Source organism: Mesorhizobium sp. 113-1-2, from assembly GCF_016756475.1.
Lineage (GTDB): Bacteria > Pseudomonadota > Alphaproteobacteria > Rhizobiales > Rhizobiaceae > Mesorhizobium > Mesorhizobium loti_C.
The window spans coordinates 6,963,279-6,978,597 of record NZ_AP023242.1; the positions used below are offsets into that span (position 1 = coordinate 6,963,279).

General features: G+C 61.5%; 14 protein-coding genes. 6 read left to right on the forward strand and 8 right to left on the reverse strand.

The genetic code is table 11. The features are described from left to right. Positions 1 to 6: 6 nt before the first annotated feature. The 8 genes from JN279_RS33605 to cyoA all read right to left on the reverse strand — a co-directional run bounded on the left by JN279_RS33605 (position 7) and on the right by cyoA (position 8,279). Complete coding sequence (locus tag JN279_RS33605; protein WP_202351341.1) at positions 7 to 1,269, reverse strand: DUF763 domain-containing protein; 1,263 nt, start codon at positions 1,267 to 1,269, stop codon at positions 7 to 9. A gap of 126 nt (positions 1,270 to 1,395) precedes the next feature. Beyond that, complete coding sequence (locus JN279_RS33610) at positions 1,396 to 1,932, reverse strand: response regulator transcription factor (RefSeq protein ID WP_027047188.1); 537 nt, start codon at positions 1,930 to 1,932, stop codon at positions 1,396 to 1,398. Continuing rightward, a complete protein-coding gene (locus JN279_RS33615) occupies positions 1,922 to 3,271 on the reverse strand; it encodes an ATP-binding protein (RefSeq protein WP_202351342.1) in 1,350 nt (449 codons plus the stop codon). Before JN279_RS33615 ends, JN279_RS33610 begins: the two co-directional genes overlap by 11 nt. Further along, positions 3,268 to 4,086 carry an SURF1 family protein gene (locus tag JN279_RS33620; protein ID WP_202351343.1) on the reverse strand — a complete coding sequence of 273 codons (819 nt, stop codon included), beginning with the start codon at positions 4,084 to 4,086 and terminating at the stop codon, positions 3,268 to 3,270. Before JN279_RS33620 ends, JN279_RS33615 begins: the two co-directional genes overlap by 4 nt. Then, the gene (gene cyoD / locus JN279_RS33625; RefSeq protein ID WP_202351344.1) at positions 4,083 to 4,457 is read right to left on the reverse strand and encodes a cytochrome o ubiquinol oxidase subunit IV; all 375 of its coding nucleotides are present in this window, start codon (positions 4,455 to 4,457) and stop codon (positions 4,083 to 4,085) included. Before cyoD ends, JN279_RS33620 begins: the two co-directional genes overlap by 4 nt. Beyond that, positions 4,454 to 5,080 carry a cytochrome o ubiquinol oxidase subunit III gene (gene cyoC, locus JN279_RS33630; protein WP_202351345.1) on the reverse strand — a complete coding sequence of 209 codons (627 nt, stop codon included), beginning with the start codon at positions 5,078 to 5,080 and terminating at the stop codon, positions 4,454 to 4,456. The genes cyoD and cyoC overlap by 4 nt, the downstream gene beginning before the upstream one ends. 9 nt (positions 5,081 to 5,089) lie before the next feature. Next, the gene (cyoB, locus tag JN279_RS33635; protein ID WP_202351346.1) at positions 5,090 to 7,087 is read right to left on the reverse strand and encodes a cytochrome o ubiquinol oxidase subunit I; all 1,998 of its coding nucleotides are present in this window, start codon (positions 7,085 to 7,087) and stop codon (positions 5,090 to 5,092) included. 10 nt (positions 7,088 to 7,097) lie between these two features. Next, on the reverse strand, positions 7,098 to 8,279 hold the full coding sequence (gene cyoA, locus JN279_RS33640; RefSeq protein ID WP_202351347.1) for a ubiquinol oxidase subunit II: 1,182 nt from the start codon (positions 8,277 to 8,279) through the stop codon (positions 7,098 to 7,100). A 215-nt stretch (positions 8,280 to 8,494) separates the two neighbouring features. Here cyoA and JN279_RS33645 point away from each other — a divergent pair, with 215 nt between their 5' ends. The 6 genes from JN279_RS33645 to gspD all read left to right on the forward strand — a co-directional run bounded on the left by JN279_RS33645 (position 8,495) and on the right by gspD (position 15,319). After that, the gene (locus tag JN279_RS33645; RefSeq protein ID WP_038644843.1) at positions 8,495 to 9,817 is read left to right on the forward strand and encodes an MFS transporter; all 1,323 of its coding nucleotides are present in this window, start codon (positions 8,495 to 8,497) and stop codon (positions 9,815 to 9,817) included. Positions 9,818 to 9,938: 121 nt separating this feature from the next. Further along, complete coding sequence (locus tag JN279_RS33650) at positions 9,939 to 10,475, forward strand: hypothetical protein (RefSeq protein WP_210347615.1); 537 nt, start codon at positions 9,939 to 9,941, stop codon at positions 10,473 to 10,475. A 334-nt stretch (positions 10,476 to 10,809) separates the two neighbouring features. Continuing rightward, a complete protein-coding gene (locus JN279_RS33655; protein WP_096454402.1) occupies positions 10,810 to 11,487 on the forward strand; it encodes a transposase in 678 nt (225 codons plus the stop codon). Positions 11,488 to 11,567: 80 nt separating this feature from the next. Next, complete coding sequence (locus JN279_RS33660; protein ID WP_202351348.1) at positions 11,568 to 12,467, forward strand: RHS repeat-associated core domain-containing protein; 900 nt, start codon at positions 11,568 to 11,570, stop codon at positions 12,465 to 12,467. Between the two features lie 4 nt (positions 12,468 to 12,471). Next, positions 12,472 to 12,927 carry a hypothetical protein gene (locus JN279_RS33665; protein WP_202351349.1) on the forward strand — a complete coding sequence of 152 codons (456 nt, stop codon included), beginning with the start codon at positions 12,472 to 12,474 and terminating at the stop codon, positions 12,925 to 12,927. Positions 12,928 to 13,192: 265 nt separating this feature from the next. Continuing rightward, the gene (gene gspD, locus JN279_RS33670; RefSeq protein ID WP_202351350.1) at positions 13,193 to 15,319 is read left to right on the forward strand and encodes a type II secretion system secretin GspD; all 2,127 of its coding nucleotides are present in this window, start codon (positions 13,193 to 13,195) and stop codon (positions 15,317 to 15,319) included.

Here is a 15,319-nt window from a genome sequence, read left to right on the forward strand (position 1 = left end):
GCCTTGTCATGCCTTCTTGTTGAGCTCCGCGGGCGCTTTGTCCGGCGCCGGTTCCCAACCAAAGACACTGCGGCCGCCAAGCAGGTGCGACTGGTCGAATTCTCCGGCGACGATTTCCTTAAGGCTGGGGCCGGTGACGTATCGCTCGACCTGCCGCGACTGATCGTCGAGCCGCTTCAACGCGCCGATTTCCTCTTCGCGGCCGAGCCTGGCCTTCTGCACCGCGGACTTCAGCACGCCGATCGTCTCGTCATAGACCTTGAGCGGAACGGGGAAAGGGTGCCTGTCCTTGCCACCATGGGCGAGTGAGAACCGGCCCGGATCGGAAAAACGGCACGGCGCGCCATGCACCACTTCGGCAACGAGGGCCAACGCGCGCACGGTACGCGCGCCGACGCCGGGAACCAGCAGGAGCTCGGAAAAATCCGCCGGACCACGCTCGGCGGCCGCCGCCATGTTTCCATGCAGGCGACGCATGATGACATCGCTTTCGCGCACATCATGGTGTGCCGGCATGACCAGGTGCGGCAGCAGCGGCTGCTCCGGAGCCGATGCGGTGCCTGGCTCCAGGGCAGCGAATTCCCGCAGGATGCGATCCGGCCCAAGATCCTGGAGCAGGTCCAGCTGTCCCTGGCGCGAGGCCTCGGCGCGGCGGTCGGTCAGGTTGACGATCTCGCCCTGGTTGGCGCCCTCGATGGCGGCGTGCGGCTGATCGACGAAACTTTTCAGACCTTCGGACAGCCAATGGTAGCGGCGCGCCACCTTGCTGTCGCCGTTCATGCCTTGCTGCACCACCACCCAATCGCCGTCGTCAGTGACGATGAAGCCATGCAGATAGAGGTCGAAGCCATCCTGAACGGCGGCACTGTCGACTTTGGCGACAAGCCGGCTGACGGTTGCCAGGTGCTCTCCGTCGAAGCCGATGCGCTCGCCGATTGCCGCAAGCTCATGCGGGGTCTTGCGCGAATGCGCGCCACGGCCGCCGCAGACGTGAATGCCGAGTTCGCCCGACAGCGGCGTGAGGCCGCGTTTCAAGGCGCCGACGACGCTGGTCGTGATGCCGGATGAGTGCCAGTCCATGCCCATGACGGCGCCGAAGGATTGGAACCAGAACGGATGCGCCAGCCGCCGCAGCAGCTCGTTGCGGCCATAATGATGGATGATCGCCTCGCACATGACGGCGCCAAGCCGCGTCATGCGGTCGCCCAGCCATTTCGGCACGCGCCCGCCGTGAAGTGGAAGATCAGCACTGCCCGATCGTTGCGCCAATTTTTTTGCCTGTTCCGTATCTGTCCACACAGATAGGCATCCAAGGCCGCACAAGAAAGCTTTGAAGGCTTCCGCTCGAATTATGACCAAATCGATTTCGGCCTGATCGTCACACGGCGCTTCCCGCTATCTCACCACGCGTTTTTCGAGCTTGCGGGCCAAAGTGCGCCGATGCAGGCCAAGCCGGCGCGCGGTTTCGGAGATGTTGAAGCCGGTCTCGACAAGCGTCTCGTGAATACGCTCCCATTCGAGGTTCTTAATCGAGGTGGGACGATTGCTGACGGAAACCGAGACATCGCCTTCGGCGCGGCCGAAGGCGGCTTCGATGTCGTCGGTGTTGGCAGGCTTGGCCAGGTAATGACATGCGCCGAGCTTGATCGCCTCGACCGCGGTGGCGATGCTGGCAAAGCCGGTCAGCACGACGATCCTCATCGAAGCGTCGCGGGCGCTGAGCAGCTTCACGCATTCCAGCCCGGAGCCGCCGGCGCCAAGCTTGAGATCAACGACGGCGTAGGAAGGAACCGCTGTTTCGAGAGCGCCCAGCAATTCTTCCCTGCCGTGGCAGACCACGACGTCGTAGTCGCGCTTTTCGAAGGAGCGTTTCAGCGTCTTGGCGAAGGTGGCGTCGTCCTCGACGATAAACAGGGATCGATCAGGCCTCATGATCATCTCCATCGGTCAGCGCCGCGAGCGGCAGCGAGAGCGTAACACAGGCCCCCTGCTCCATGTTACGCGCCGAAAAGTCGCCTCCCAGCTTTCGAACCACGTTAACGACGAGGAAAAGGCCGAGGCCGCCGCCAGGCCGTCCCTTGCTCGACATATAGGGTTGGCCGAGCGCGGCCAGAATAGCCTCGTCAAAACCCGGCCCACGGTCGCGCACGGCAATCACCAGTTTCTCGCCTTGCCGCTCGGCGGTGACGCCGACCCAAGCCTGCGAGGCCTCCAGCGCGTTGTCGAACACGTTGACGATGACCTGTTTCAGCGCCGTGTCGGACACGATCTGCTCGTCGGGTTCGAAATCGTTCTTGTAGTCCAGATTGAACGGCTGGCGGCTGACACGCCATTCCATCACAAGATCGTCGAGGAAATGGCGGATGCTTGTGCGGATCGTGCCCTCGCCCCGCGCCTGCCCCGAAGACATCAGGATGCCCGACACGATGCTTTTGCAGCGCTCGATCTGCGCCTGCATTTCGGCCATATCTCCCGCCAGTTCGCGGTTGCGGGTGACGCTGCGCATCTGGCGCCAATCGGAGAGGATGACGGAGATGGTCGACAGCGGCGTGCCCAGTTCATGCGCGGCACCCGAGGCCAGCAGGCCCATGCGCACGATGTGGTCCTCCTCGGCCGAGTGCTGGCGCAGATCGGCGAGATAGGCATCGCGCTCGCGCAGATTGCGGTTGATGCGCGTCATGAAGATGACGATCAGGCCGGCCGCCAGCACGAAGCAGATGAACATGCCCCTGATATGCAAGGCCAGCAGGTCGCTGCCGCCGTGGTGCGGGATTGCGATCGGCTGGAACTGGAAGGTGAGGAAGACGAAGCAGGCCGAAGCGGCGGCCACCAGGCTCCAGGTCGACCAGGGTGTCAGCAGCGCGGCGCCAAGCGTGATCTGCAAGAGATAGAGCGACACGAACGGGTTGGAGGCACCGCCGCTCAGATAAAGCTGTGTCGTCAGCGCCGCCATGTCGAAAATCAGCGCGACGAAGAGCTGCGCGTTGCTGATCGGGCGCTGGCCGCGCGAAGCCAAGAGGCTGAAGATGTTCAGCCCGATCAGGAAAAGCACCACGCCAGCCATCTCCGGCAGCGGCAGCGGGATATCGAACCAGTATTCCGTCACCAGAATGGTGAGCACCTGACCCGCCACCGCCAGCCAACGCAGTTGGATGAGCAGGAGCAGGTTCTTCCTGTTCGCCGCATCGGGATCCGAGACCGTGCCGCCATTGCCCGCATGGGATACCGCGAAGGATTTGTCGTTGCGAAGCGCTTGCGTCGGGACGCTCATCTTGCCGGTCCTCGCCGCCGGTGGCGGCCGATCATCGGCGCGGCCAGGGCTGCAACAAGCATCGCAGCGAGCGTGAACCAGGTCAAAGCATAGACGAGGTGGCTGTTGCGGAACGTCACGACGGTCAGGCCGCCGCGCGGCCAGCCGTCCGTGCCGGATGCCTCCGCATCGACGAAATAGGGGGCGACATCCGTCAGGCCGCGCGTAGTTGCGATGGCGGTGACGTCGCGCGAATACCAGCGATTGCCCGCGGCATCGTTGTTGCGCAGGAAACCACCGCCCGGCTCGCTCTTGCGCAACAGCCCATCGATGACGGCCGGCGCGGTGAAGCTACCGCTCTCTTGTTCGAATTCGGCCTTGCGCTGCTGGGGGATGAAGCCACGGTTGACCAGCACGACGAAGCCACGGTCGGTCCGCAGCGGCGTCAGCACCCAATAGCCGCCGCCAAGTTCCGTCACCGCCTGCACCAGCGTGTTGGCGCCGCCCAGAAAGTGCCCAGCCAGTCGCACATGGCTGTATTCACCACTGGCCGCGGTCATGCCGGCCCAGGCCCCCGGGCCGGGGGCATCGGCAACCGGAGCATGAATGCGCTGGTCGACGCGGGCGATCAGGTCGAGCTTCCAGACCCGCCTTTCCAACTGCCAGATGCCGAGCCCAAGAAACACCAGCACGCCGAGGAGGCCGAGCAGTGCGAGGAAAAGCCGCGACGCAGGCGATCTGTCGGCGTCCTTTCGTGGCGCGGCGGACAGATCAATGCCGGCCTGCCCGATCCCTGACTCGACAGTGGCCCTCCGCGCGCCCGGCGCCGGGCTCATGGCATCTCGCGCATGTCGTGAAGCCCAGGCATCATGTTGGCGTTGAGGTGGTACATCACCCAGAGCGAACCGGTCAGCACGATGACGACCAGGATCAGCGTGAAGATCAGGGCCAGCATCGACCAGCCGCCCTCCGAGGCGGTGTTCATATGCAGGAAGAAGACCATGTGGACGACGATCTGCACCACGGCGAAGGCCATGATGACGATGGCCGTGGCCTGTTTGTTGTCGATGGCGCCGCTCATGACCAGCCAGAACGGGATGGCGGTTAGGATCACCGACAGGACGAAGCCGATCAGATAACCCCTGAACGATCCATGCGCGGCTCCACCATGGGCGTGGCCGTGATCGGCATGATCATGAGCGCTCATCGCAACATCCCCATCAGATAGACGAAGGTGAAGACGCCGATCCAGACGACGTCGAGGAAATGCCAGAACATCGAGAGGCACATCAGCCGGCGGCGGTTGGCCTCGGTGAGGCCGAACCTGGCGACCTGCGTCATCAGCGTCACCAGCCAGACGGTGCCGAAGGTGACATGCAGGCCGTGCGTGCCGACCAAAGTGAAGAAGGACGACAGGAAGGCGCTACGCTGTGGTGTCGCGCCTTCATGGATCATGTGCGCGAATTCGTAGAGTTCGATCGACAGGAAGGCCAGGCCGAACAGGCCGGTCACGGCAAGCCAGGCTTGCGTTGCAGCGACGCGGCCCTTGTCCATTGTCAGCATGGCAAAGCCATAGGTGATCGACGACAAGAGCAGCATGGTGGTGTTGACCGCGACCAGGTCGAGATCGAACAGGTCCTTCGGAGCAGGCCCCGCCGCGTAATTGCCGCCGAGCACGCCATAGGCCGCGAACAGCATGGCGAAGATCAGGCAGTCGCTCATCAGATAGAGCCAGAAGCCGAGCATCGTGCTGCTGCCTTCGGCATGCGCATGCTCTTCTTCCAGGTGGAAGACCGGCTCGGTTCCGGCCGTGGTCGCTATCGACGCCATGTTCAACCCCTAGCCCTGAGCGGCGAGGAGCGTCGTCCTCGCCTCCTCCGTCTGCGTGACCTCGGCAGCCGGAATGTGGAAGTCTCTGATATAGTTGAAGGTGTGGCCGATCGCGGTGGCGATCAGGCAGACGAAGCTCAGCGCCGCCAGCCACCAGATGTACCAGATCAGGCCGAAGCCGAGCGCGACGCTGAAGGCGGCCAGGATGACGCCGGTGCCGGTATTGCTCGGCATATGGATCGGCTTGAAGCCGGCGAGCGGCCTGACGTAGCCGGCCTTCTTCATGTCCCACCAGGCGTCGTTGTCGCGCACAACAGGCGTGAAGGCGAAGTTGTAGGCGGGCGGCGGCGAGGAGGTCGACCATTCGAGCGTGCGGCCGTCCCAGGGGTCGCCGGTCGGATCGGTCAGGGCCTCGCGCCTGCGGATGGAGACGTAGATCTGGACCAGGAAGGCGGCGATACCGCAGGCGATCAGCACCGCGCCGAAGGCGGCGATGACGAACCAGATCTGCAGCGATGGGTCGTCGAAGACGCGCATGCGGCGCGTCACGCCCATCAGGCCGAGTATGTAGAGCGGCATGAAGGCGAACCAGAAGCCGACCACCCAGCACCAGAACGACACCTTGCCCCAGAACGGATCCAGCTTGAACCCGAAGGCCTTGGGCCACCAATAGGCGATGCCGGCGAACAGGCCGAACAGCACACCGCCGATGATGACGTTGTGGAAATGCGCGATCAGGAACAGGCTGTTGTGCAGCACGAAGTCCGCCGGCGGCACGGCAAGCAGCACGCCGGTCATGCCGCCGACGACGAAGGTGAGCATGAAGGCCATCGTCCACATCATCGGCAGTTCGAAGCGGATGCGGCCGCGATACATTGTGAATAGCCAGTTGAAGATCTTCGCCCCGGTCGGGATCGAGATGATCATCGTGGTGATGCCGAAGAAGGAATTGACGCTGGCGCCCGAGCCCATGGTGAAGAAGTGGTGCAGCCAGACGAGGTACGACAGGATGGTGATGACCACCGTGGCGTAGACCATCGAGGTGTAGCCGAACAGGCGCTTGCCGGAGAAGGTCGAGGTGACTTCGGAGAAGACGCCGAACAGCGGCAGGATGAGGATGTAGACTTCCGGGTGACCCCATATCCAGATGAGGTTCACATACATCATCGGGTTGCCGCCGAAGTCGTTGGTGAAGAAGTTGGTGCCGACATAGCGGTCGAGAGCCAGCAGAGAGAGCACCGCCGTCAGCACCGGGAAGGACGCCACGATCAGCACGTTGGTGCAGAGCGACGTCCAGGTGAAGACAGGCATGCGCATCATCGTCATGCCGGGTGCGCGCATCTTGATGATGGTGCAGATCAGGTTGATGCCCGACAGCGTCGTGCCGACGCCCGCCACCTGCAGCGCCCAGATATAATAGTCGACGCCGACATCAGGACTGTAGCCGATGCCGGAGAGCGGCGGATAGGCGAGCCAGCCGGTGCGGGCAAATTCGCCGACGAACAGCGAGGCCATGACCAGTATGGCGCCGCCGACCGTCATCCAGAAGCTGAAATTGTTGAGGAAGGGGAAGGAGACATCGCGCGCGCCGATCTGCAGCGGCACGACGAAGTTCATCAGGCCGGTGACGAAGGGCATCGCCACGAAGAAGATCATGATCACGCCGTGGGCGGTGAAGATCTGGTCGTAGTGATGCGAATTGAGGTAGCCCTCGGAGCCGTTGAAGGCGATGGCCTGCTGCAGGCGCATCATGATGGCGTCGGAGAAGCCGCGCAGCAGCATGACCAGGCCGAGCACCATGTACATGATGCCGATCTTCTTGTGGTCGACGCTGGTGAACCACTCACGCCACAGATAGCCCCACAGCTTGAAATAGGTGATGACGCCGAGAAGGGCGATGCCGCCGAGCGCTACCGCGATGAAGGTGGCGACGACAATCGGCTCGTGCAGCGGCAGCGAGTCCAGGGTGAGGCGGCCGAAGATGAATTTGATCAGCGTATCGGGCATCTTCTGTCTCTCACAATTCGCGCCGCAGCAGGCCAAGCGACGGCGTATCCGCCTCGGCGCGGCGGCTCTCGGTGCCTGGCCTCAGCAGCCCCGCCCCACGTAGCGGGGAAAGATTCCTGGCCGGCCAATCCGCCGGCGTGGCATCGCTAGCCGCGCGCGCCGCGGCAGCCGCCTCCTCCGCCGTGCAGATGCTGGCGACATAGGACGGATCGTTGCCGAACACCGCGCCGCGCCGGGCGAGCTTGTCGTATTGCAGCGGCAGCGTGTTGCGCACACCCGCAAGACCGAGGCCACCCTTGGCGTCGATCGACATCATCTCGTTCATGCACATCTTGCCGCGCTCGACGCACAGGTTGAGGATGGCGCCGTAAAGGTCGGGATCGACGGAGGCATAGTGGCGGACCGGTTCGTTCTCACTCGGCTTTTCGAGTTCGAGATAATTCTCTCGGCTGAGCGCGGCCGACGCGGTCCTGGCCTGCGCCACCCACTGCTCGAAAGCCTGGTCGGACAGGCCGTGGAAGGCGAAGCGCATCCCCGAAAAGCCGGCGCCGCTGTAATTGGCCGAAAAGCCGCTATAGGTGCCCGGCCGGTTGATGACGGCGTGCAGCTTCGTCTCCATCGCCGGCATGGCATAGATCTGCCCGGCAAGGGCTGGGATGTAGAAGGAATTCATCACCGCCGACGAGGTGATGCGGAAGTCGATCGGCTGGTTGACCGGTGCGGCCAGTTCGTTGACGGAGGCGATGCCGTAGTCCGGGTAGATGAACAGCCATTTCCAATCGAGCGCCACGACCTCGACCCACAGCGGCTTGTGCAGTTGGGTGACCGGCTGGCCGGGCTCGATGCGGTCGATGCGGCGGTACGGGTCGAGCAGATGCGTGCCGAGCCAGGTCAGCGCGCCAAGGCAGATGATGATGAGCAGCGGCGCCGCCCAGATCACCAGTTCCAGTTTCGTCGAATGATCCCAGTCCGGCGCATAGGTCGCCGCGGCGTTGGATTGCCGGTAGCGCCAGGCGAAGAACACCGTCAGCGCCATGACCGGGATGATGATGACCAGCATCAGCAGGGTCGAGACCACGAGCAGGTCGCGCTGCTGGGCCGCGACATCGCCGGCGGGCGCGAGCACGACCAGATCGCAGCCGCTCAACAGCCCGGCCAGGGGGAACAGAAGCAAGGCTCCAAATCGTTTCATCAAACGCTGCCCTCGATGGACCGCGGCAACCGTTCATGTTGCAGTGCGGTATCGATCCAAGGGCTACTGCTCGCGGCGGCGCGGCAACATTGGACAATTTGTCCAATGCCCAGCCGGCATGGCTTTGGCGCAGTGTGCAGTGCACAATAGAACCCTTGGGGAATCCCCAGAATCGGGTTCCGGACAGTTCATTCCACGCGGTGGCGACGGATAAGATGGCTCAGACTTCGACTGCCGAAACAAACAGCGAGCTGATCGGCTCGCATCATGGCCAGGTCAGCGCCGGCGATATAGCGGTCGGCGTGATCGTCGGCAGGACGTCGGAATTCTTCGACTTCTTCGTCTATGCGATCGCCTCCGTCATCGTGTTCCCCAAGCTGGTGTTTCCGACGCACGACCCGCTCGTCGGCACGCTCTATTCCTTCTGCATCTTCGCGCTGGCCTTCGTCGCGCGCCCGTTCGGCTCGGTTCTGTTCATGGCGATCGACCGCGCCTATGGGCGCGGCGCGAAACTGACGATCGCGCTGTTCCTGCTCGGCACGTCGACCGTCGCCATTGCGTTCCTGCCGGCCTATGGCGACATCGGTGCGGTCGCGGTGTGGCTTTTGGCGCTTGCCCGCATCGGCCAGGGGCTGGCGCTTGGCGGAACATGGGATGGACTGCCCTCGCTGCTGGCCCTGAACGCGCCGCAGAATCGACGCGGCTTCTATGCCATGATCCCGCAACTTGGCGCGCCAATCGGCCTCATCGTGGCAAGCTCCCTCTTCGCCTTCTTCGTCGCCAATCTGTCGGCCGACGACTTCTTTTCCTGGGGCTGGCGCTATCCCTTCTTCGTCGCCTTCGCCATCAATGTCGTGGCCCTGTTCGCCAGGCTTCGCATCGTCGTCACGCCCGAATTCTCGAAACTGTACGAGAGCGGCGACCTGCAGCCAACGCGCATCAGGGACACGATCAGGGCCGAGGGCCATAACGTCGTCATCGGCGCCTTCGCGCCGCTGGCGAGTTTCGCCCTGTTCCACATGGTGACGGTGTTTCCGCTTTCCTGGGTGTTCCTTTTCACCAATGAGGGGCCGGCACGCTTCCTGATGATCGAGGCGGTGAGCGCGCTGTTCGGCATCGCTGCCATCGTCGCATCGGGCCCGTTGGCCGATCGCGTCGGACGCCGTGCGCTGCTCGGCGGTTCGGCGATCGCCATCGCGACCTTCAGCGGCTTTGCCCCGCAGCTTCTGGATGGCGGCGCCGTCGGCGAGGCGCTGTTCATGGTACTGGGCTTCATTCTGCTCGGGTTGAGCTTCGGGCAATCGTCGGGCGTCGTCGCCTCGCGCTTTTCCCGGCAGTATCGCTACACCGGCTCGGCGATCACCTCGGATCTGGCGTGGATGTTCGGCGCCGGCTTCGCGCCGCTCGCCGCCCTGCTGTTGGCCGGTAATTTCGGCCTCATCGCCGCCGGCGCCTATCTGCTGTCGGGCGCGGCCTGCACGTTGCTTGCGCTGTGGATCGACGGCCGCCGCCCGGCCGCGGACCGTCAACCTGACTAGACTAGCCCCGCTTCGGGATCTGGATATCCTCCAGCAGGAGGCCGGCGAGGGAAAATTAGTGCACTGTCACCGTAATTCGAACGACGTCGACGCTGGTAGAACTCAACTCTAAGGGGCTATGATGTTATATTGGCGGACCCAGCAAGATTCCAGAAATTATGCCATTCTTAGTGATTGGGGGAATGACTATGGACCGCAAGATTTTCTAGGAATGGAAGGTGCGAGGGATATCGACCAAAGCAAGTTGCAATTCCGCTTTGACAAACAGCGTCCCCTCCCTATCGGAGATTTCGTGGCGACTTCTATAAGGAGTGGCTTTTTTGCAAGGCGCGAAGTGTTCGAGCTATTTGGGGCGATAATTTTACAGAGCCGACACAAATTCTACGCAGCAAAAACTGACAAGTACGATATAGAAATATATGTTCCTATGGATGAAGTGGACGGATTCGATTTTTTAACTTCGTCTTATGAAAAATACGACGACGGTAGTATATCTAGGATTTTCGAGCTCAAATTGAAAAATGGATTTTCGACAGAACTTGACATATTTAGAATGAACGATCCAGTTGTCGCCAGGTTCGACATAATTGTTTCTGATAATTTTAAAAATATATACGATTCCAATAAGCTAACAGGACTCCGGTTCGCTGCGGCTTGATTTTGTGTCGACAGTGTCACTTTTATTTGTTTTTGATAAATCTGAGGTAGAATAACGGTGACAGTGCACTTTTTTCGCGATGTCGGCTTGGCCTCCCAGGCCAAGCCACCCCGCCTCTGTAGTCCAAGCCGTCTCGGATAAAATCATACCCCCCTGCTGGAGTAGCACGCGTCCATCGATCCTCAAATCGCGCACACTCTTCTCCTCACCCCTGCAGCCTCGCCCACCACCTACCCCGTGGATAGACCCCAAACACCGCCATCATTCTCGAATTACGGTGACAGTGCACTTTTTACCCTGTCCGCCTGGCTATGGCCGCGTGTAGACTGACCGCATGGCTCGCCTTGCTCGCATTGTCGTTCCCGGTCTGCCGCACCACGTGACGCAGCGCGGCAACGGGCGCGCCAAGGTGTTTTTCACGCCCAGGGACTACGCGCTCTACAAGACCCTGCTGGTCGAGCATTGCCGCGCCGCCAATGTCGGCATCTGGGCATGGTGCCTGATGCCGAACCATGTGCACCTGATCCTGACGCCGACCGATCCGGACGGTCTCCGGCGCGCGCTCGCCAAGGTGCATCGCACCTATGCCGGCATCATCCATGCGAGACAGAAGAAAACCGGACATTTCTGGCAAGGCCGCTTCGGCGCCGTCGCGATGGACGAGGATCACCTCTTGTCGGCGGTACGGTATCTTGGACTGAATCCGGTGCGCGCGGGGCTGGTGAAGCAGGCGGCGGACTGGCCCTGGTCAAGCGCTCGCGCGCATCTGACGGGCGAGCCCGATGGCGTTACGGATCTGCAACCAATAAGGGATCGTCTGCCATCGTCTACCGGGCTGTTCGATTTGCTCGAGACGGATGTCGCTGCCTTCGACGCGCTGCGCAAGGCCGAGAGCATCGGCCGACCGGTTGGAGATGAAGCCTTTTTGGGCCGGATTGCCGCACAAACCGGAAGAGCCGTGAAACCGAGAAAGCGAGGCCGACGGAGAAAAATTAGTGCACTGTCACCGTAATTACCGACATCAAGGTCGTCGGCACGACCAAATACTTTCTGCACCGCGAGCATCTGGCCTCAGTGCGCCTGGTCACTGACATGTCGGGCGCCGTGGTTGAAGGCACCACCTACGCCACCTATGGCGAGAGCCTCAACACCGGCTTCCAGACGCAAAAGGGCTATATCGGCGAGCGCTTCGATGCCGAGACCGGGCTGCTCTATCTCAATGCACGGTATATGGATCCGGTGTTGGGGCGTTTCATCTCGCCGGATGATTGGGATCCGACAAAGGAGGGTGTTGGCACCAATCGATATGCTTATGCCCAGAATGATCCCGTCAACAAGAGCGATCAGAACGGGCATGCTACAGGTGTAGTGGGCCCGGCCGCCGAAGCGAGGGCAGCAGCGCAAAAAGCTGACCACGAGCGGGCAGAGCTTGAAGCCCGCGCGGAGGCCATAAGGACGGGTCGGCGAGACTTCTTCAATGCAGACAGGGACCCATATGAACGTCTAAGTCCGAGGGTGGCGGATGAAGTGGCTCGCCAGAGTGAACTCAGCGCTTCAGGAAAGGTGGACAACGCCGACGGTGTGTTTGGGCTGATGCCCGGTCCAGGGATTGGCGTAAAAGCGGTGACCACCCTTTCCGAGTTAGCGATGGCAAGGGTGGCTGCTGCAAGGGTGTCGCTTCTTGAGGCACGAGCAATTGCCGCGCGCGATGCCCTCGCGGAGTCATTGGCTCCGTTGAAAGGTCGAGCACCAGCAACCGTAACGGGCGGGTACAATACGACAACCGGACAGGTAGTTGCTCGGGCGTGCGAGGGAGGAAAGTGCGCCGAAGACCATGTATTTGAGGCACTAGGAAGTGACAAAGACGCTACACACTTTACACCGGCAATGCGTCCACGAAATAGCAATGAGGTTCCCGTATGCGCACGCTGCGAAGCCCGCTATGGTCGAGGCGCATTTCCTCTGGGAACCCGATTCAAATCGGACGAGTAAAAAAATGACGGACTACCCGATAGGAATAGATTGCGTATGGATCGCATCTGACTCGACCGGATCTTTGGGTGCATTTGTAACCGGGGGCGAAGGGCCGATTCCAACTCGTATATTGAGTAATGAATGGATCGATATCGTTGACATAGAGGAGTACATAGAAATATTACCGATATGTTCAAAGGCTGAATTTCTGATACCTATCAAAGGATCTGACAGTTTCCTATCGATGGCACGGCGCGGATTTTTTGTATACGATTGGAAAGACGTTCACCGAAAAAGATCTGAGTGTTCAAAAAAATACGAAAAAGTCGCGTTTCCTGATCCATCGTTGAAAATTAGTGACCTAACAGGTAAATTATCACTTATGGCGCCGTCTGTTGTTGTATTAGATTTGAAATTTTCTGATGTAGAGTTTTTTGACCCCGCAGTTTTCATCGACTCGTTAGTCGAATCTCCATAGATCGGTCAAAGAATTGCAGTGGCAGTGTACTTTTTCGCGATGTCGGCTTGACCTCCCGGGCCAAGGCCACGCCGCCTCTGTAGCCTAAAGCAGTCCCAACCGAGACCGCCGCTGCTCCGCTGGAGCGCAAGCGTTCCGCATCGATCTCCAAATCGCGCGCACTCTCTTCCCCCACCTACCCTGTGGATAGACCCCAAACACCACCATCATTCCCGACATCGGCTTGCAAGAAGCCCTAGACTGAACCCCTAGGGGAATCGGGTGGATGTCGAGCAAGCCGAGTCATTGCGTCGTGTTGTTCACGCTGCTGGCTGTTGCCGGCTGCACGTCCGCGCCGGGCAAGGATTTTTTCACCGAGACCATCGACAGCCTGCACGCCAAGAATTCGCCCTTGCGGTCGGGCTATACTGGGCCTGCCACCATCACCTCGGCGGCGGGCGCGGCACAGCGCTTCAACGGCGCGCAGTATCAGGGCACGGGGCAGTTCGTGTCGTCGGGCGCGCCGGTCACCAAGGTGACCAGCGACGGCTCCGGCAAGTTCGAGCTCAATCTGGTCAACGCGCCGATCGCCGACGCGGCCAAGGCGGTGCTGGGTGACGCGCTGCACCTCAACTACATCGTCGACCCGCGCGTGCAAGGCACGGTGACGCTGCAGACCTCGCAGCCGGTGTCGAAGGATGCGCTGGTCGATATCCTGCAATCGGCGCTGGCGGTGAACGCCGCCGGCATCACCAGCCGCGCCGGCACCTACCAGATCGTGCCGCTGTCGGAGATCATGGCCAGCACGCCGCCGGTCAGCGTGCCGTCGACGTCGCCGTCCGGCCCCGGCGTCAAGGTGCAGGTGCTGCAGCTGCAATTCATCGCCGCCGACGAGATGAAAACCATTCTCGAGCCGATCACCCGCCAGGGCTCGGTGCTGCGCGTCGATTCCACCCGCAACATCATCACCGTCGCCGGCAGCGACAGCGACCTCAATGCCATCCGGGAAGCGGTTTCGGTGTTCGACGTCGACTGGATGCGCGGCATGTCGGTGGCGTTGCATCCCTTGAAGACCTCCAAGCCGGAAGCGGTTGCGGCCGAGCTCGATTCGATCTTCGGCACCAAGGAAGGGCCAGGCGCCAAGCTCATCCAGTTCATCCCCAATGACCGGCTGAATTCGGTGCTGGTGATCACCTCGCGCCCGGCCTATCTGGCGCGCGCCGCAAGCTGGATCAACAAGCTCGACAGGTTGGCCGAGACCAATGAGAGCCAGCTCTTCGTCTACCAGATCCAGAACCGGCCGGCCAAGGAGCTGGCGGCGGTGCTGAGCTCGGTTCTCGGCACCACGGTGAAGACCGAAGGCCAATCGGGCGGCTCGAACGTGTCGCCCGACCAGACGCCGATCGCCATGCAGTCGGACGGCGTCACGCCGGCGCCGCTGACCGGGCCCTCGCCCTCGCTGCCTCAGCAAGACAATGAGGCGCCCGCCCATGCCACTGTGGTCGCCGATGTCGAGAACAACGCGCTGCTGATCCAGACCACGGCGCGCGACTATGAACGCATCGAGCAGATCCTGACCAAGGTCGACGTGCTGCCGACGCAAGTCATGCTGGAAGCGGTGATCGCCGAAGTCACGCTCAACGACGACCTGAAATACGGCCTGCGCTGGTTCTTCGAGAATGGCGGCACCAAGGTCTCCGTGACGGACGTGGCCAAGGCCGCCGCGGCGGCCACCCTGCCCGGCTTCAACTGGAGCTATGCAACCGACAACATCCAGGTGACGTTGAACGCGCTTTCCAAGATCACCGACGTCAACGTCATTTCGGCGCCCACCATCATGGCGCTCAACAACCAGAAGGCGATCCTGCAGGTCGGCGACCAGGTGCCGATTCTGACCCAGCAATCGCAGGACACCGGCAACGGCAGTGCGCCGATCATCAACTCGGTCCAGATGAAGGATACCGGCGTCATCCTGACGGTGACGCCGCGCATCAACAATGCCGGCAGGGTCATGCTCGACATCCAGCAGGAGGTCAGCAACGTCACCAAGACGGAAAGTTCCGATATCGACTCGCCAACCATCCAGCAGCGCAAGATCCAGACGCGCGTGCTGGTCAATGACGGCGAAAGCCTGGCACTGGGCGGCCTCATCCAGCAGAACAACAATGTCGACCGCAGCCAGGTGCCGATCCTCGGCGATATCCCGATTCTCGGCAATGCGTTCAAGCAGAAAGACGATTCCATCAGGCGCACCGAATTGATTATCTTCATCCGCCCCCATGTCGTGCGTGATATCAATGAAGCGCGCGAGGTGACCGACGAATTCCGCGGCAAGATCAGCCTGCAGACGCCGATCCAGAAGCGGCGTGGCGGCACCAAGCTGCAGCAGGATTTGAAGAGGCTGGCGTATTGA